Genomic DNA, 15,595 nt, shown 5'->3' on the forward strand with positions numbered 1-15,595 from the left:
GATCACATCAGCGGGGACTGGCGCGACAACCGCATCGGGAACCTGCGGTTCCTGTGTCCCAACTGCCACTCGACGACGGACAGTTATCGCGGTCGGGGCAGGAGGAGGGCCTCATGAGCGGCGTTCGGTACACCAGGGAGCGCTTGCTCGAAGCGGCGGCTCGCTGCTCGGACATCGACGAGGTCATCGCCTTCTTCGGGACAAAGCCTTACCGCAACCTGCGCCAACACCTGTACAGACGCTTCGAGGACTTCGGTATCGACGTCTCGCACTTCCCCCGCCACCGTAGAGGTCAGCCCTATCCCAGGCCCACACGCGAAGAGCTGCGCCGGGCAGTCGAAGGAGCGATCTCACGCGCGGGCGCTCTCCGCGCGCTGGGTAAGCCAAACAATGGTCGGTGCCGTGCGCTGATCCACCAGTGGATAGCGGAGGACCAACTCGACACTTCCCACTTCCTGGGACAGGCTCATCAAAGAGGTCGTCCGAGCTCAACGGCCAAGGGTGCTGTCGAGATTCTGGTCCAGCACCGCGGTGGGCGACGGACCAAAACCTCATTGTTGCGCCGCGCGCTCCATGAGGTGGGTGTCCCCGAAGCCTGCGACAGGTGCGGCGTCGGTCCCGAATGGCTCGGCAAGCCCATGACCCTGGAGGTCGATCACATCAGCGGGGACTGGAGCGACGACCGGCGGGAGAATCTGCGGTTGTTGTGTCCCAACTGCCATGCCATAACGACTACCTGGTGCCGAGGTGGAGACCGCCGTTCCTCCCAACGAGCGTCAGCCGACCGGTAGCATGAAGGTTGATGCGGCCGTGGCGGAATTGGCCTACGCGCGACACTTAGGATGTCGTGGGAGAAATCCCTTGAGGGTTCGAGTCCCTCCGGCCGCACACCTTTGAATCGAAGGCCCGCCTGCTCCAGGCGGGCCTTCGATGCCTCACCCCAGCAACTCCCGCACCACCGGCACCAACCCCCTGAACGCCTGCCCCCGGTGGCTGATCGCGTTCTTCTCCGACGCCGTCAGTTCCGCGCAGGTCCGTGTCTCGCCGGCCGGCTGGAGGATGGGGTCGTAGCCGAAGCCGTTGGTGCCGGTGGGGGTGTGGCGGAGGGTGCCTCGGAGGCGGCCTTCGACCACCCGTTCCGTGCCGTCGGGCAGGGCCAGGGCCGCCGCGCAGGCGAAGTGGGCGCCCCGGTGGTCGTCCGCGATGTCGGAGAGCTGGGCCAGCAACAACTCCAGGTTGGCGCGGTCGTCGCCGTGGGTGCCGGACCAGCGGGCCGAGAAGATGCCGGGGGCGCCGCCCAGGACGTCGACGCAGAGGCCGGAGTCGTCGGCGACGGCAGGGAGGCCGGTCGCCCGGGCGAGGGCGTGGGCCTTGAGGAGCGCGTTCTCGGCGAAGGTGACGCCCGTTTCCTTGACGTCGGGTACGTCGGGGTAGGCATCGGCGCCGAGCAGTTCGTGCGGGAGCCCGGCCTCCGCGAGGATCGCGCGGAGTTCGGTGATTTTGCCGGCGTTGCGGGTGGCGAGGATCAGGCGGGTCATGGCCCCCAGTATTACGGGGGCTACGACTCCAGGGTTACGGGGAGCAGGTCGCCGTCCCCGTACTCAAGACCTACCCCTCACGGCGTACACACCTTCGTCAGTTCCCCCGCCGCGTCCGTCAGGGGGCTCAGGTCGGGGGTCTTGTCGCCGCTGTCGACCGCCTTGCGGACGTTGGTGACCGCGTCGCGGAGGCTGTCGACGGCCTTGTTGACGTCGGTGTCGTCCGTCTTGTCGCCGAGGCTGTTGAGGTTCTTGTCGATGGACGCGAGGGATTCGTCGACCTGGGTGGGGTCGGTGGCGGCGTTCTCGACGGCCTGCTGGAGGTCGGTGACGCTGTCGGCGACGGTCTCGGCGGTCTGGACGCAGTCGAGCGCCTTGTTGACGGCGTCGCAGCCGGTGGTGGTGAACCCCACGGTGAGGGCGACCGCAGCGGTGGCTGCGGCGATGGCGATTCGGCGACCTCGGCGTCGGCGGAGCGCGGCCATGCGGTGGTTCCTCCCGTTCGTCAGGCCCCGGCTCGCACCGCTGGGCCCCCGTCCCCAAGGGCTTCCGGTCGGAAGCCCTCTCTGTACTGCCCAAGACGCGAGGAAAAGCGGCACAGTTGCTCCACCGTACCGCTTTCCTTGGTCACTTCTTTACCTTTACAGGGTCCGCTCCAGCGCGGCCCGCTGGAGCGCGGCGAGGTCGGTGCAGCCCGAAACGGCCAGATCCAGCAGGGAGTTGAGCTCGTCGCGGGCGAACGGCTCGGCCTCGGCGGTGCCTTGGACCTCGACGAAGCGCCCGTCGCCGGTGCAGACGACGTTCATGTCGGTGTCGGCGCGGACGTCCTCCTCGTAGCAGAGGTCGAGGAGGGGCACGCCGCCGACGATGCCGACGGAGACGGCGGAGACGGTGCCGGTGATGGGCTGCCGGTTCGCCTTGATCAGCTTGCGGCCCTGCGCCCAGGCGACGGCGTCGGCGAGGGCGACGTACGCACCGGTGATGGCGGCGGTGCGGGTGCCGCCGTCGGCCTGGAGGACGTCGCAGTCGAGGACGATGGTGTTCTCGCCGAGCGCCTTGTAGTCGATGACGGCGCGCAGCGAGCGGCCGATGAGGCGGCTGATCTCGTGCGTGCGTCCGCCGATCCGGCCGCGGACGGATTCGCGGTCGCCGCGGGTGTTGGTGGCGCGGGGGAGCATGGAGTACTCGGCGGTGACCCAGCCCTCGCCGCTGCCCTTGCGCCAGCGGGGGACGCCTTCGGTGACGGAGGCCGTGCAGAAGACCTTGGTGTCGCCGAAGGAGACGAGGACGGAGCCCTCGGCGTGCTTGCTCCAGCCGCGTTCCAGGGTGACCGGGCGGAGCTGTTCGGGGGTGCGGCCGTCGATTCGAGACATGGGGACGACCCTATCCGTACGACGAAAGGGGCTGCTCCCGGCGTGGGAGTAGCCCCTGAGTACTAGAGCTCTAGTACCTACATCATGTCCTCGATCTCGCTCGCGATCGGGTCGGCGTCCGTCCCGATGACGACCTGCACGGCCGTCCCCATCTTGACGACGCCGTGCGCGCCGGCGGCCTTGAGCGCGGCCTCGTCGACGCGGTCGGGGTCGACGACCTCGGTGCGCAGCCGGGTGATGCAGCCCTCGACCTCTTCGATGTTCTCGATGCCTCCGAGCCCGGCGACGATCTTCTCTGCCTTGGTGGCCATGTCGGTCTCCTCATGCACAGTTGGCCCAACTTCGCGAGCGATTGTGCCGTGGGTACCGAAAGATGGCGTCACAGCATCCCAATCGTCGAGAACTGGTCTACACCACCTGACGGGCGGTCGCCAATCCATGAGTGCCGACAGCGCAGTGAACCCGGCCCGCGCCCGCTGGAGCGCCCTGTTCCAGGGGCTCCAGAAGATGGGCCGCAGCCTCCAGCTCCCCATCGCGGTGCTGCCCGCCGCGGGGATCCTCAACCGGCTGGGCCAGCCGGACATGTTCGGGGACGACGGGCTGGGCTGGACGAACGTCTCGAAGGTGATGGCGGGCGCGGGCGGCGCGCTGCTGGACGGCTCGCTGGGGCTGCCGCTGCTGTTCTGTATCGGCGTCGCGATCGGCATGGCGAAGAAGTCGGACGGCTCGACGGCGCTGGCGGCGCTCGCCGGGTTCCTCGTCTACTACAACGTGCTGCGCCAGTTCCCGAAGGACTGCGTGGACGGTGCGAAAACGGTTGCTACGGGTTGCCAGGGCGCCGACGGGACGGTGACCGCGTTCACGTACCAGAACCCGGGGGTCTTCGGCGGCATCGTGATCGGGCTGCTGGCGGCGTACCTGTGGGTGCGCTTCCACCGGACGAAGCTGGTGGACTGGCTGGGGTTCTTCAACGGGCGGCGGCTGGTGCCGATCCTGATGTCGTTCGCCGCGATCGTGTTCGCCGCGCTGTGCCTGTGGGTGTGGCCGCCGATCGGCGACGGCCTGGAGAACTTCAGCGACTGGCTCAACGGCCTCGGCGCGTGGGGCGCGGGGGTGTTCGGGATCGCCAACAGGGCTTTGCTGGTGGTGGGGTTGCACCAGTTCCTGAACGTGCCGATCTGGTTCCAGTTCGGGTCGTACACGAAGCCGGACGGCACGGTCGTGCACGGCGACATCAACATGTTCCTCCAAGGCGACCCGCACGCCGGGCTGTTCACGACCGGGTTCTTCCCCATCATGATGTTCGCCTTGCCTGCGGCGGCACTTGCCATCGCGCACACGGCGAAACCCGCGCGCCGCAAGGAAGTTGGCGGCCTCATGCTGTCGGTCGCGCTGACGTCGTTCATCACCGGCATCACGGAGCCGATCGAGTACTCGTTCCTGTTCATCGCGCCCGCGCTGTACGCGGTGCACGCGGTGCTGACCGGCGTCTCGATGGCGGTGACGTGGGGGCTCGGGGTGCACGACGGGTTCAGTTTCTCGGCGGGGCTCATCGACTACGTCATCAACTGGAACCTGGCGACGCGGCCGTGGGCGATCATCCCGATCGGGCTGTGTTTCGCAATCGTTTACTACGTGGTTTTCCGGTTCGCGATCGTCCGGTTCGATCTGAAGACGCCGGGCCGGGAGCCGGAGGAGGAGCGGGAGGACGTCACCAAAGCGTGATGGCGGGCGCCTTAACAGGGGGCTTAACTCCCGCCTCTCCCCCGTGCTACAAAAGGTCTACACCACACACTGGTGTAGACCTTTTTCGCGTCCTCCGCACCCCCTGAAGGAACCCCTCTATGAGCACGGCCGGCGCCGCTCCCGCAGCCGAGAAACAAGCCAGGAAGGGTACGGCCGTGATGGCCGTCCTACAGCGCATCGGCCGCAGTCTGATGCTGCCGGTCGCGGTGCTGCCCGCCGCCGCGCTGCTGGTGCGCCTGGGCAACGCCGACATGCTCGGCCGCCCCTCCTTCCCCGGCTTCCTGACGAAGATCGCCTCCTTCATGGCGGCCGGCGGGGGCGCGATCCTCGACAACATGGCGCTGCTGTTCGCGGTCGGCGTCGCGATCGGGTTCGCGAAGAAGTCGGACGGCTCGACGGCGCTCGCGGCGGTCGTCGGCTACCTCGTCTTCAAGAACGTGCTCGGCACGTTCACCGACAAGAACCTCCCGAAGGTCGCGACGGCCGTCGACGGCAAGGTCGTGATGGTGGACGCGCCCGTCGACGCGAAGGTGCTCGGCGGGGTCGTGATGGGGCTCGTCGTGGCGCTGCTCTACCAGCGCTTCTACCGCACCAAACTCCCGGACTGGGCAGGGTTCTTCGGCGGCCGGCGGCTCGTCCCGATCCTCTCCGCGTTCGCCGGTCTGCTGATCGGGGTCGTCTTCGGTTACATATGGCCGGTGTTGGGCACGGGGCTGCACAACTTCGGTGAGTGGCTGGTGGGTTCGGGCGCGGTCGGCGCCGGGATCTTCGGTGTGATGAACCGCGCGCTGATCCCGATCGGCATGCACCACCTGCTCAACTCGTTCCCGTGGTTCCAGGCCGGCGAGTACCACGGCAAGAGCGGCGACATCGCGCGCTTCCTCGCCGGAGACCCGAGCGCCGGGCAGTTCATGACCGGCTTCTTCCCGATCATGATGTTCGCGCTGCCGGCCGCGTGCCTGGCGATCGTGCACTGCGCCCGCCCGGAGCGCCGCAAGGCCGTCGGCGGCATGATGTTCTCGCTCGCGCTGACCTCGTTCGTCACGGGCGTCACCGAGCCGATCGAGTTCACGTTCATGTTCATCGCGCCGGTCCTGTACGCGATCCACGCGCTGCTCACCGGCGTCTCCATGGCCCTGACCTGGGCACTCGGCATGAAGGACGGCTTCGGCTTCTCGGCCGGCGTGGTCGACTTCGGCCTCAACCTCGGCATCGCGACGAACCCGTGGGGGCTGGTCCTGGTGGGCCTGTGCTTCGGCGCCGTCTACTACGTGATCTTCCGCTTCGCGATCACGCGGTGGAACCTGCCGACGCCGGGACGCGAGCCGGAGGGGGAAGAGCTCACGAAGGGGTAGAGCTCTAGTACCTGAGAGCTACGAGAAAGCACCCGGCGCCCTGAACTGCCCCGGGTGCTTTTCTCATGCGTCAGATCACGTACGACGCCCTCGCCGCCGCCAGTTCGACCGGACCGTCGTACGCCGCGCGCGCGTCGGCCAGGTTGACCTGGGGGTCGGTCCACGGGGGGATGTGGGTGAGGACGAGGCGGCGGACGCCCGCCCTGGTGGCCGTCTCACCCGCCTCCCGGCCGTTGAGGTGCAGGTCGGGGATGTTCTCCTTGCCGTGCGTGAAGGCGGCCTCGCACAGGAACAGGTCGGCGTCCTGGGCGAGTTCGTCGAGCACGGGCGTGACACCGGTGTCCCCGGAGTAGGCGAGCGACTTGCCGCCGTGCTCCACCCGGATGCCGTACGCCTCGACCGGGTGGGCGACGCGTTCGGTGTGGACCGTGAAGGGGCCGATGTCGAAGGTGGACGGCTTGACCGTGTGGAAGTCGAAGACCTCGCTCATCGAGGAGGCCGACGGGGTATCCGCGTACGCCGTGGTCAGCCGGTGTTCGGTGCCTTCGGGGCCGTAGACCGGGATGGGGTCGCAACGGCCGCCGTCGTGGCGGTAGTAGCGCGCCACGAAGTAGGCGCACATGTCGATGCAGTGGTCGGCGTGCAGATGGGTCAGGAAGATCGCGTCGAGGTCGTAGAGACCGCAGTGGCGCTGCAACTCGCCCAGGGCGCCGTTGCCCATGTCGAGAAGCAGCCGGAAGCCGTCGGCCTCGACGAGGTAGCTCGAACAGGCCGAATCCGCGGACGGGAACGACCCCGAGCAGCCGACGACGGTGAGCTTCATGATGCAGAAACCTCCGCTGGCGGGAACCGAGGGGACACCGGCGGTCGTCGATGGCGCCGGGGGACCGGATGCCACCGGCGGTGCCGGGTGGTGCCGGCGCGGCCGGGCCTCGCGAAGGATCCGGAAGGCCGGGTGTGCCGGGTGGACCGGGCCCGAGGAGTGCGTGGGAACGGGCGTCGGGGGTCGTGCGGTCCGTAGAGCGTAAGGCGCAAAACCCCCCTTCGCGCCGTTGCCAGGGGCCGTTGTGGGCGAACTCACCTGCGGTGTCACCGGTTCGGCTGGAAGTGGGGCGTGTGGGGATCGCGAGAGGGCGCGCGGCGCGTCGCGCGCGCCGGTAACGTCGTCCTCATGGACACGTCCTGGTGGCTGGCGCTCGCGGCGGTGGTACTGCTCGCGCTGGTCGCCACGCTCGTCGACGGCTGGGGCCGCTCGGGCCGCCCGCCCCGCCGTCCGGCGCGCTCCCGTACGGACGCCGATCCGCACCCGGCGGAGATCTGGGTGGCGGACGGTCACCGGTTCCTGGTGCTGAGCGTGCGCGCGGGGTACGTCACCGTCGCGCGGATCAGCGGGAAGTTCCGCGACGAGCGGTCGGGGGTGATTCCGCTGCCGCCCGGCGCCGTGGGGGACGCGGGGGGCCGGGCGAGTTTCCTGGAGACCGACGAGCTGCTCGACGTACCGGTGGGGGATCTGCGGCACCGGGTGGGGGTGGTGGACCCGGTCCTGTGGGACCAGGTCCGGCACCTGACCTGAAGTACTACGGGTACTACGGGTATTACGCCCAGAGTTGACCCTGGAGCGTCTCGATCGCTTCCTCGGTCGTCGCCGCCGTGTACACCCCCGTGGAGAGGTACTTCCACCCGCCGTCCGCGACGACGAACACGATGTCGGCGGACTCCCCCGCGGCCAGGGCCTTCTTCCCGACGCCGAGCGCGGCGTGCAGGGCCGCGCCGGTCGAGACCCCGGCGAAGATGCCCTCCTGCTGGAGTAGCTCGCGAGTACGAGTGACCGCGTCCGCGGAGCCGACGGAGAAGCGGGTGGTGAGGACGGAGGCGTCGTACAGCTCGGGTACGAAGCCCTCGTCGAGGTTGCGCAGGCCGTAGACGAGGTCGTCGTAGCGCGGCTCGGCGGCGACGATCCGTACGTCCGGCTTGTGCTCGCGGAGGTAACGCCCTACCCCCATCAGCGTCCCCGTCGTGCCGAGCCCGGCGACAAAGTGGGTGACCGAGGGGAGGTCCGCGAGGATCTCGGGGCCGGTCGTGGCGTAGTGGGCGCCCGCGTTGCCGGGGTTGCCGTACTGGTACAGCATCACCCAGTCGGGGTGCTCGGCGGCGAGTTCCTTCGCCACGCGTACGGCGGTGTTGGAGCCGCCGGCCGCCGGGGACGGGATGATCTCGGCGCCCCACATCGCGAGGAGTTCCCGGCGTTCCTGCGAGGTGTTCTCGGGCATCACGCACACCATGCGGTAGCCCTTGAGGCGGGCCGCCATGGCGAGCGAGATGCCGGTGTTGCCGCTGGTGGGCTCCAGGATCGTGCAGCCGGGGGTGAGGCGGCCGTCCTTCTCCGCCTGCTCGATCATGTGCAGCGCGGGGCGGTCCTTGATCGAGCCGGTGGGGTTGCGGTCCTCCAGCTTGGCCCAGATGGAGACCTCGGGGGACGGCGACAGCCGCGGCAGGCGCACCAGGGGGGTGTTGCCCACCGCGGCCAGCGGGGAGTCGTAGCGCATACCGGGATCAGGCCATGCCGCCGGCGACGGCCGGCAGGATCGTCACCGTGTCGCCGTCGGCCAGCTTGGTGTTGATGCCGTCCACGAAGCGGACGTCCTCGTCGTTGAGGTAGACGTTGACGAAGCGGCGCAGCTTGCCCTCGTCCACGATGCGGGCCTGGATGCCCGTGTGCCGCGTCTCCAGGTCGGAGAACAGGTCGGCGAGGGTCTCCCCGGCGCCCTCGACGGCCTTCGCGCCGTCGGTGTACTGGCGGAGGATGGTGGGGATGCGGACCTCGATGGCCATGACTCAGGGCTCCTGTCGGAAGGTGGGCGGCGCAGGGACGTGCGAGTGAGCGCGCCTAGTCCCTGAGGACTACGGCGCGGGCAGGGCCGGCGTCAGATGGCGGCGGCGCACCTGCACAGGTCGACGTGCAGCCGCGCCACGAGCAGCTCGCCCGGCGTCCTCGTGCTCACGTCGTTCACAACCATGGGCTCATCGTATCGATTCCCGTCCGGCCTTCGGGAAGACGCTTCCACATGGCGGACGGTTTGCGACCAGTACCTGAGATGTACCCGGGTACTACGCCGACTCCCGCACCACCAGCCGCGTGGGCACCACCACCGACCCCGGGGTAGTCCCCTCGTACACCGCCGCGCACAGCAGCTCCGCCATCAGCCGGCCCATCCCCTCGACGTCCGCGTGGACGGTCGTCAGGGGCGGGGTCGTCGCCTCGGCGATCCGGGTGAGGTCGTCGAAGCCGACGACGGCGACGTCCTCGGGGACGCGGCGGCCCCGTTCGTGGAGGGCCTGGAGGACGCCGGCGGCCATCAGGTCGGAGGCGGCGAAGACCGCGTCGAGGTCGGGGCGCCGGTCGAGGAGCGTGTGCATGGCGAGGGCCGCGCCGTGCTCGGTGTAGTCCGCGCGTTCGGTGAGCGCGGGGTCGGCGTCGGGGAGGACGTCGCGGTAGCCGGTGAGGCGGTCGTCCGCCGAGGGCTCCTGGTCGTAGGGGCCGGTGACGGTGGCGACGCGGGTGCGGCCGAGGGCGCGCAGGTGGGTGACCGCCTGCCGGGCGCCGTCGCGGTTGTCGCAGTCGACGTGGACGTACGCGGTGTCGTCGGCGCCCGCGCGCGAGCGGCCCCCGAAGACGGCGGGCAGGCCGGTGCGGGCGATGAGGGCGCCGAGGTGGTCGTCGGGGCGCAGCGAGAAGAGGATCGCGCCGTCGGCGTGGCCGCCGCCGAGGTACTCGGCGACGCGGGCGTGGTCGTCCGGCTCGTCGAGGAACAGCAGGACGGCCTGGGCGCCGTGCCGGGTGAGTTCGCGGCGGATCCCGCGCAGGAGGCAGTCGAAGAAGGGGTCCATGAAGAGGCGGTCCTGCGGCTGGGTGGCCACCACGGCGACCGCGCCCGTGCGCCGGGTGACGAGCTGGCGGGCGGCCTGGTTCGGGACGTACCCGAGGTCCGCGATCACCTCGCGGACCTTCTCGACCACCTCGGCGCGGACCTTCGGCGCTCCGTTGAGGACTCTCGACACGGTGGTCCTGGAGACCCCGGCCCGGCGTGCTACGTCCTCGATCGTGGGGCGCCTTGCGTGCGTCAACACCGTCTCCGACAGGGTGAGTTGGGCTTCGTACGGCTCAACTCGGGCCGTACGGAGTCAGTATGACGCGACGATGGTGACCTCTTCCTCGGTGATCTCGCCGTCCACGATGCGGAACGAGCGGAACTGGAAAGGGCCGTTGCCGTCGGTGTCGGCGGTGGAGACGAGGACGTAGTGGGCGCCGGGTTCGTTGGCGTACGAGACGTCCGTGCGGGAGGGGTAGGCCTCGGTGGCGGTGTGGGAGTGGTAGATCACGACGGGTTCCTCGTCGCGGTCGTCCATCTCGCGGTACAGCTTGAGCAGGTCGCCGGAGTCGAACTCGTAGAACGTGGGCGACATCGCGGCGTTGAGCATCGGGACGAACCGCTCCGGGCGGTCCGAGCCCGCCGGGCCCGCGACGACTCCGCACGCCTCGTCGGGGTGGTCCTTGCGGGCGTGGGCGACGATCTGGTCGTGGAGGGCCTGGGTGATGGTCAGCATGGTCGCCAGGATAAGCAGAGGACCCCGTAGTACCGAGGGGTGGTACTACGGGGTCCGGATGCCGGACACGGGGCCTGGCGGGCGGGGCGGCGTGAGTATGACCCGGGTAGTACTCAGGTCCCGAGCCCCCGTCCCTCCGGAGAGCTAGCCGACCTTGTCGTACGTCCGCTCGGTGACCTCCGGGCTCGCCTTCTTCAGCACGGCCCAGCCGATGCCCAGCGCGGCGACCCAGCCGGCCATGACGTACAGGCAGATCCGCGCGTCGGCGTCGTACGCGATGATCCCCGTCACGAACAGCAGGAAGACGATGGCGATCCAGCTGCACACCGAGCCGCCGGGGGCCGGGAAGGAGGAGGCCGGCAGGCGGCCGGCGACCACGGCGCGGCGGTAGAGGACGTGGCTGATCAGGATCATCAGCCAAGTCCAGATGCCCGCGGCGGTCGCGACGGACGTCACGTACCCGAACGCCTTCTCCGGGACGATGTAGTTGAGGACGACGCCGATGCCCATGAAGAGCACGGAGACGGTGATGCCGAAGGCCGGGGTCTTGGTGGACGACAGCTTCTTGAAGACGGCCGGGGCCTCGCCGTTGTCCGCGAGGGTGCGCAGCATGCGACCCGTGGAGTACATACCGGAGTTGCACGACGACAGGGCAGCCGTGAGGACTACGAAGTTGACGATGCCCGCGCCCGCCGGGATGCCGATCTTCGCGAACGCCTCGACGAACGGCGAGACGCCGGGCTGGAACTCGGTCCACTTGACGATGCACAGGATGACGGTGAGCGCGCCGACGTAGAAGAGGGCGATGCGCCACGGCAGCGTGTTGATGGCCTTGGGGAGGGTCTTCTCGGGGTCCTCGGACTCACCGGCCGTGACACCGACCAGCTCGACGGCGAGGTAGGCGAACATGACGCCCTGGAGGGTCATGAGGGAGGAGCCGATGCCCTTGGGGAAGAAGCCGTCGAAGGCCCAGAGGTTGGAGACGGCGGCGGTGTCGCCCGCGCTGCTGAAGCCGAAGGTCAGCACGCCGAGGCCGATCACGATCATGCCGATCAGGGCGGTGACCTTGACCATGGAGAACCAGAACTCCAGCTCACCGAAGAGCTTCACGGAGATCAGGTTGACGCCGAAGAGGATCACCAGGAACACCAGCGCCGTCACCCATTGAGGGATCGCCGGGAACCAGTAGTTGACGTAGATCGCGGCGGCGGTCAGCTCGGCCATGCCGGTGACCACCCACATCAGCCAGTACGTCCACCCGGTGAGGTAGCCGAAGAACGGACCGAGGAACTCGCGGGAGTACTCCGCGAAGGAGCCCGAGACGGGCCGGTAGAGCAGGAGTTCGCCGAGTGCCCGCATGATGAAGAAGATGATCACACCGGCGAGGGCGTACATCAGGATGAGGCTGGGGCCGGCCTTGGCGATGTTGGCCCCGGCGCCGAGGAAGAGGCCGACGCCGATGGCGCCGCCGATGGCGATCATCTGCACCTGACGGCTGCCGAGCCCGCGCTCGTAGCCCTCCTCGGGTGCCTGGCCCGTGCCGCCGTTCTCTGGTTCGACCTGAGCGGAGGTCATGTGTGGTGCGCCTTTCTCCATGCCGATCCGGGCCCTGGTCGACCACGGATCGGGTTTCGATCCCCCCGGAAGTGCTGGAGCGGACGGGCCGCGGGGGCCTGTCCATGCCTGGCCGGCGATCGACCGGCTCGGTGGCGCACCCGGCGGCGCATACGGATGGTGCGCGCCGGGCGGTCGTGAAGATTTATCACGACTGCAATATCAATGGCCGGTGCCGGATGTGGCGCACCACACAGGAAGAAGTGGACGAACGGCTCAGGCGCGGGCCAAATCCGGCCGAGCCGGTGACGGGATCGTTATCCGGATTTGAGGGCCTTCTGAGGCTGAGATGTAACCGGTTACATCTCAGGTACGACGTCAGGGCATCAGCGTGCCGACGAGGGTCTCCTGGAGGCCGCCGAGCCACAGGTAGGCCATGACCATCGGCTTGCGCGGGTCGTCGTCCGGCAGGTGGTAGAGGACGTCGGTGTCGTCCTCGGCGGTGATGTCGAGGCGTGAACCGATCGCCAGGCGCAGGTCGTTGAGGGCACCGAGCCACTTGCGGGAGTCGTCGGGCGTGAGCTTGAGGACGGCGCCGCCGACGTCGCCCGTGTCCAGTTCGTCCAGGCAGCGGACGACGGCGAGCGCGTTGTCCCGCTTGCCCGCGCGCAGGTCGTTCTCGGTGAACCGGCGGAACTCGGCGGAGTGCTCCCTCTGCTGCTCCTGCTGCCGCTCGGTCGCCTCGGGGTCCGTGTAGGCGTCCGGGAAGAGGCGCAGCAGCACCGGGTCGGACGGCGGCTGGGTAGGACCTTCGGCGAAGAGTCCGGCGAGCGGGTCGGCGGAGTCGTCCTCGGCGGGCCCGGGGCCGATCAGCTCCAGGAGCTGGACCGCCAGCGAGCGGATGATCGAGATCTCGACGTCGTCGAGTGCGACGGCCGCGCCGCCGCCGGGGAGCGGTTCGAAGATGCCTGGCATGAAACCGGTCGTAGCACTTTCGGTGTAGGGGGTGCAGGGGTGGGCGGGGACTACTTGCGGTCCTGCTGAAGCGTCGCCCACAGCCCGTACCCGTGCATGGCCTGCACGTCCCGCTCCATCTCCTCGCGGGTGCCGTTGGAGACGACCGCGCGGCCCTTGTGGTGGACGTCGAGCATGAGCTTGGTGGCCTTGTCCTTGCTGTACCCGAAGTACGTCTGGAAGACGTACGCCACGTAGCTCATGAGGTTGACGGGGTCGTTGTGCACGATCGTGACCCAGGGGACGTCGGGCTCCGCCACGGCGAAGACCTCCTCCACCGTTTCGGTGCGTTCGATCTCTACGGGAGCGGGTGACGTCACAAGGCCCATGCTGCCACGCGACCCCGAAATCGTCACACTGACGAAATGGGAGTACGATCCGCTGCATGAACCCTGCGGACCTTGGGCTGCCGGTCGACGTCCCGTCCACGGCGCTCTTCACCGACCAGTACGAACTGACGATGCTGCGGGCCGCGCTGAAGGCGGGCACCGCCGAGCGGCGCAGCGTGTTCGAGGTCTTCACCCGGCGCCTGCCCGAGGGCCGCCGCTACGGCGTCGTCGCCGGCACCGGCCGGGTCCTGGACGCGGTCGAGAACTTCCGCTTCGACGCCGGGGTCATCGGCTTCCTGCGCGAGCGGGGCATCGTCGACGACGAGACGCTCGACTGGCTGGCGTCGTACCGCTTCTCCGGGGACATCTGGGGCTACCCCGAGGGTCAGGTGTACTTCCCTGGCTCTCCGGTACTACGGGTGGAGGGCTCGTTCGCGGAGTGCGTGCTCCTCGAAACGGTGATCCTCTCCATCCTCAACCACGACTCCGCCATCGCCGCCGCCGCGTCCCGGATGTCCTCGGCGGCCGGGGACCGCCCGCTGATCGAGATGGGCGCGCGCCGCACCCACGAGCTGGCCGCCGTCGCCGCCGCCCGCGCCGCGTACGTCGGCGGCTTCACCACCACCTCCGACCTCGCCGCCGGTTTCCGCTACGGCATCCCGACCGTCGGCACCAGCGCGCACGCCTTCACCCTGCTCCACGACACCGAGCGCGACGCCTTCCGCGCCCAGGTCGACTCCCTCGGCAGGGGTACGACGCTCCTCGTCGACACGTACGACGTCGCCGAGGCCGTCCGTACCGCCGTGGAGGTAGCCGGACCCGAACTCGGCGCCGTCCGCATCGACTCGGGCGACCTGCTCCTCGTAGCCCATCGCGTACGACAGCAGCTGGACGCGCTGGGTGCCACGGATACGCGGATCATCGTCACCTCCGACCTCGACGAGTACGCCATCGCGTCGCTCGCGGCGGCTCCGGTGGACGCGTACGGGGTCGGGACGCAGCTCGTCACCGGGTCCGGGCACCCGACCTGCTCCATGGTCTACAAGCTGGTCGCCCGCGCCGAGTCCGCCGACCCGAAGGCGCCGCTGGTGCCCGTCGCCAAGAAGTCCTCCGGGGGGAAGACCTCGCTGGGGGGCCGGAAGTGGGCCGCCCGCCGGCCCGACGCGGACGGCGTCGCCGAGGCCGAGGTCGTCGGTACGGGGCCGGTGCCCGCCGAACTCGCCGACCGGCAGCTCCTCGTGGAGCTCGTGAAGGGGGGCGAGGTGATCGGGCGTGAGCCTCTGGACGTGGTACGTGAGCGGCATATCGCCGTCCGGGGCCGGCTGCCGCTGTCCGCTACGCAGCTCTCGCGAGGGGAACCGGTTCTTCCGACGGAGTACCTCGTGGGGAGGTCGGGTAGTTAGGGCGGTATTCGAGCCGTAATACCGCAGAGCCAGTCCCCCTCTCCCCAGCTCCTCTCCCCGCTTCTCCCTCAGCCTCTCCGCCAGCTTCTCCCTCAGCCGATCGATTCCCCCCATAGCCGAAGGACATCGACCATGCGCCGCGCACTGATCGTCGTAGACGTGCAGAACGATTTCTGTGAGGGGGGCAGCCTCGCGGTCTCCGGCGGTGCCGATGTCGCCGCCGCGATCACCGAGCTGATCGGGCAGGCGGGCGGCGCCGGTTACCAGCACGTCGTCGCCACCCGCGACCACCACATCGCGCCCGGCGGGCACTTCGCCGACGACCCCGACTTCGTGAACTCCTGGCCGGCGCACTGCGTCGCGGGGACCGAGGGGGTCGGCTTCCACCCCAACTTCGCGCCCGCCGTGGCCTCCGGCGCGATCGACGCCGTCTTCGACAAGGGGACGTACTCGGCCGCGTACAGCGGGTTCGAGGGGGTCGACGAGAACGGGGTGTCCCTCGCGGAGTGGCTGCGGGAGCGGCGGATCGACGAGGTCGACGTCGTGGGGATCGCCACGGACCACTGCGTGCGGGCCACCGCGCTGGACTCGGCTCGGGAGGGGTTCCGTACGCAGGTGCTGCTGGATCTGACGGCCGGGGTGGCGAAGGAGACGACCGAGCGGGCGGTGGAGGAGCTG

18 protein-coding genes, 1 tRNA gene and 1 pseudogene are annotated in these 15,595 nt (G+C 69.2%); 8 read left to right on the forward strand and 12 right to left on the reverse strand.

Translation table 11 applies throughout. The annotated features are described in order from the left end of the window. The 3 genes and pseudogenes from AOK24_RS50120 to AOK24_RS01220 form a co-directional block, all read left to right on the forward strand. Positions 1–117 (forward strand): annotated as a pseudogene (locus tag AOK24_RS50120) (HNH endonuclease); the annotation flags it as partial. A 521-nt stretch (positions 118–638) separates the two neighbouring features. Beyond that, positions 639–791 carry a hypothetical protein gene (locus AOK24_RS52595; RefSeq protein WP_420876643.1) on the forward strand — a complete coding sequence of 51 codons (153 nt, stop codon included), beginning with the start codon at positions 639–641 and terminating at the stop codon, positions 789–791. A gap of 13 nt (positions 792–804) precedes the next feature. Beyond that, positions 805–888, forward strand: a tRNA-Leu gene (locus AOK24_RS01220). A 47-nt stretch (positions 889–935) separates the two neighbouring features. Here AOK24_RS01220 and rdgB read toward each other — a convergent pair. The 4 genes from rdgB to AOK24_RS01240 all read right to left on the reverse strand — a co-directional run bounded on the left by rdgB (position 936) and on the right by AOK24_RS01240 (position 3,222). Further along, positions 936–1,538, reverse strand: a complete 603-nt coding sequence (gene rdgB / locus AOK24_RS01225; RefSeq protein ID WP_055718155.1) for an RdgB/HAM1 family non-canonical purine NTP pyrophosphatase — start codon at positions 1,536–1,538, stop codon at positions 936–938. 77 nt (positions 1,539–1,615) lie between these two features. After that, positions 1,616–2,023, reverse strand: a complete 408-nt coding sequence (locus tag AOK24_RS01230; RefSeq protein ID WP_055718156.1) for a prefoldin domain-containing protein — start codon at positions 2,021–2,023, stop codon at positions 1,616–1,618. A gap of 156 nt (positions 2,024–2,179) precedes the next feature. After that, positions 2,180–2,911, reverse strand: a complete 732-nt coding sequence (gene rph, locus AOK24_RS01235; RefSeq protein WP_055718157.1) for a ribonuclease PH — start codon at positions 2,909–2,911, stop codon at positions 2,180–2,182. 77 nt (positions 2,912–2,988) lie between these two features. Continuing rightward, a complete protein-coding gene (locus tag AOK24_RS01240; RefSeq protein ID WP_055718158.1) occupies positions 2,989–3,222 on the reverse strand; it encodes a PTS sugar transporter subunit IIB in 234 nt (77 codons plus the stop codon). A gap of 127 nt (positions 3,223–3,349) precedes the next feature. Between AOK24_RS01240 and AOK24_RS01245 the strand changes: the two genes are divergently transcribed. Both AOK24_RS01245 and AOK24_RS01250 read left to right on the forward strand, forming a co-directional pair. After that, positions 3,350–4,636 (forward strand): PTS transporter subunit EIIC, encoded by a 1,287-nt coding sequence (locus AOK24_RS01245; RefSeq protein ID WP_055718159.1) that lies wholly within the window; start codon positions 3,350–3,352, stop codon positions 4,634–4,636. 119 nt (positions 4,637–4,755) lie between these two features. After that, on the forward strand, positions 4,756–6,012 hold the full coding sequence (locus AOK24_RS01250; RefSeq protein WP_055718160.1) for a PTS transporter subunit EIIC: 1,257 nt from the start codon (positions 4,756–4,758) through the stop codon (positions 6,010–6,012). Between the two features lie 70 nt (positions 6,013–6,082). On the opposite strand, the gene AOK24_RS01255 is transcribed toward AOK24_RS01250, so the two are convergent. Next, the gene (locus tag AOK24_RS01255; protein ID WP_055718161.1) at positions 6,083–6,835 is read right to left on the reverse strand and encodes an MBL fold metallo-hydrolase; all 753 of its coding nucleotides are present in this window, start codon (positions 6,833–6,835) and stop codon (positions 6,083–6,085) included. A gap of 348 nt (positions 6,836–7,183) precedes the next feature. Here AOK24_RS01255 and AOK24_RS01260 point away from each other — a divergent pair, with 348 nt between their 5' ends. Continuing rightward, the gene (locus AOK24_RS01260) at positions 7,184–7,585 is read left to right on the forward strand and encodes a hypothetical protein (protein ID WP_055718171.1); all 402 of its coding nucleotides are present in this window, start codon (positions 7,184–7,186) and stop codon (positions 7,583–7,585) included. 22 nt (positions 7,586–7,607) lie between these two features. On the opposite strand, the gene AOK24_RS01265 is transcribed toward AOK24_RS01260, so the two are convergent. The 7 genes from AOK24_RS01265 to clpS all read right to left on the reverse strand — a co-directional run bounded on the left by AOK24_RS01265 (position 7,608) and on the right by clpS (position 13,514). Then, positions 7,608–8,558 (reverse strand): PLP-dependent cysteine synthase family protein, encoded by a 951-nt coding sequence (locus AOK24_RS01265; protein ID WP_055718162.1) that lies wholly within the window; start codon positions 8,556–8,558, stop codon positions 7,608–7,610. Between the two features lie 7 nt (positions 8,559–8,565). Next, positions 8,566–8,844: a MoaD/ThiS family protein gene (locus AOK24_RS01270; RefSeq protein WP_055718163.1), complete on the reverse strand. Its 279-nt coding sequence runs from the start codon at positions 8,842–8,844 to the stop codon at positions 8,566–8,568. Positions 8,845–9,120: 276 nt separating this feature from the next. Beyond that, positions 9,121–10,137, reverse strand: a complete 1,017-nt coding sequence (locus AOK24_RS01275; RefSeq protein ID WP_240553595.1) for a LacI family DNA-binding transcriptional regulator — start codon at positions 10,135–10,137, stop codon at positions 9,121–9,123. A 57-nt stretch (positions 10,138–10,194) separates the two neighbouring features. After that, positions 10,195–10,617: a M67 family metallopeptidase gene (locus AOK24_RS01280; protein ID WP_055718165.1), complete on the reverse strand. Its 423-nt coding sequence runs from the start codon at positions 10,615–10,617 to the stop codon at positions 10,195–10,197. Positions 10,618–10,761: 144 nt separating this feature from the next. Then, positions 10,762–12,192 (reverse strand): amino acid permease, encoded by a 1,431-nt coding sequence (locus AOK24_RS01285; RefSeq protein WP_055718166.1) that lies wholly within the window; start codon positions 12,190–12,192, stop codon positions 10,762–10,764. A gap of 357 nt (positions 12,193–12,549) precedes the next feature. After that, a complete protein-coding gene (locus AOK24_RS01290; RefSeq protein ID WP_055718167.1) occupies positions 12,550–13,146 on the reverse strand; it encodes a DUF2017 domain-containing protein in 597 nt (198 codons plus the stop codon). Between the two features lie 50 nt (positions 13,147–13,196). Continuing rightward, the gene (gene clpS / locus AOK24_RS01295) at positions 13,197–13,514 is read right to left on the reverse strand and encodes an ATP-dependent Clp protease adapter ClpS (RefSeq protein ID WP_055718168.1); all 318 of its coding nucleotides are present in this window, start codon (positions 13,512–13,514) and stop codon (positions 13,197–13,199) included. 56 nt (positions 13,515–13,570) lie between these two features. On the opposite strand from clpS, the gene AOK24_RS01300 reads away from it, so the two are divergent. Next, positions 13,571–14,917 carry a nicotinate phosphoribosyltransferase gene (locus tag AOK24_RS01300; RefSeq protein ID WP_055718169.1) on the forward strand — a complete coding sequence of 449 codons (1,347 nt, stop codon included), beginning with the start codon at positions 13,571–13,573 and terminating at the stop codon, positions 14,915–14,917. Positions 14,918–15,049: 132 nt separating this feature from the next. Further along, positions 15,050–15,595, forward strand: a 546-nt coding sequence (locus tag AOK24_RS01305; protein WP_055718170.1) for a nicotinamidase, incomplete at its 3' end; no start/stop codon positions are given.

This window comes from Streptomyces niveiscabiei (assembly GCF_001419795.1).
In the GTDB taxonomy this organism is placed as follows: Bacteria; Actinomycetota; Actinomycetes; order Streptomycetales; family Streptomycetaceae; genus Streptomyces; species Streptomyces niveiscabiei.

Bases quoted from the DNA above. Each gene is read 5' to 3' on its own strand.
- AOK24_RS52595 (WP_420876643.1), top strand. From the start codon at position 639: ATGACCCTGGAGGTCGATCACATCAGCGGGGACTGGAGCGACGACCGG.
- rdgB (WP_055718155.1), bottom strand. From the start codon at position 1,538: ATGACCCGCCTGATCCTCGCCACCCGCAACGCCGGCAAAATCACCGAA.
- AOK24_RS01230 (WP_055718156.1), bottom strand. From the start codon at position 2,023: ATGGCCGCGCTCCGCCGACGCCGAGGTCGCCGAATCGCCATCGCCGCA.
- rph (WP_055718157.1), bottom strand. From the start codon at position 2,911: ATGTCTCGAATCGACGGCCGCACCCCCGAACAGCTCCGCCCGGTCACC.
- AOK24_RS01240 (WP_055718158.1), bottom strand. From the start codon at position 3,222: ATGGCCACCAAGGCAGAGAAGATCGTCGCCGGGCTCGGAGGCATCGAG.
- AOK24_RS01245 (WP_055718159.1), top strand. From the start codon at position 3,350: ATGAGTGCCGACAGCGCAGTGAACCCGGCCCGCGCCCGCTGGAGCGCC.
- AOK24_RS01250 (WP_055718160.1), top strand. From the start codon at position 4,756: ATGAGCACGGCCGGCGCCGCTCCCGCAGCCGAGAAACAAGCCAGGAAG.
- AOK24_RS01255 (WP_055718161.1), bottom strand. From the start codon at position 6,835: ATGAAGCTCACCGTCGTCGGCTGCTCGGGGTCGTTCCCGTCCGCGGAT.
- AOK24_RS01260 (WP_055718171.1), top strand. From the start codon at position 7,184: ATGGACACGTCCTGGTGGCTGGCGCTCGCGGCGGTGGTACTGCTCGCG.
- AOK24_RS01265 (WP_055718162.1), bottom strand. From the start codon at position 8,558: ATGCGCTACGACTCCCCGCTGGCCGCGGTGGGCAACACCCCCCTGGTG.
- AOK24_RS01270 (WP_055718163.1), bottom strand. From the start codon at position 8,844: ATGGCCATCGAGGTCCGCATCCCCACCATCCTCCGCCAGTACACCGAC.
- AOK24_RS01280 (WP_055718165.1), bottom strand. From the start codon at position 10,617: ATGCTGACCATCACCCAGGCCCTCCACGACCAGATCGTCGCCCACGCC.
- AOK24_RS01285 (WP_055718166.1), bottom strand. From the start codon at position 12,192: ATGACCTCCGCTCAGGTCGAACCAGAGAACGGCGGCACGGGCCAGGCA.
- AOK24_RS01290 (WP_055718167.1), bottom strand. From the start codon at position 13,146: ATGCCAGGCATCTTCGAACCGCTCCCCGGCGGCGGCGCGGCCGTCGCA.
- clpS (WP_055718168.1), bottom strand. From the start codon at position 13,514: ATGGGCCTTGTGACGTCACCCGCTCCCGTAGAGATCGAACGCACCGAA.
- AOK24_RS01300 (WP_055718169.1), top strand. From the start codon at position 13,571: ATGAACCCTGCGGACCTTGGGCTGCCGGTCGACGTCCCGTCCACGGCG.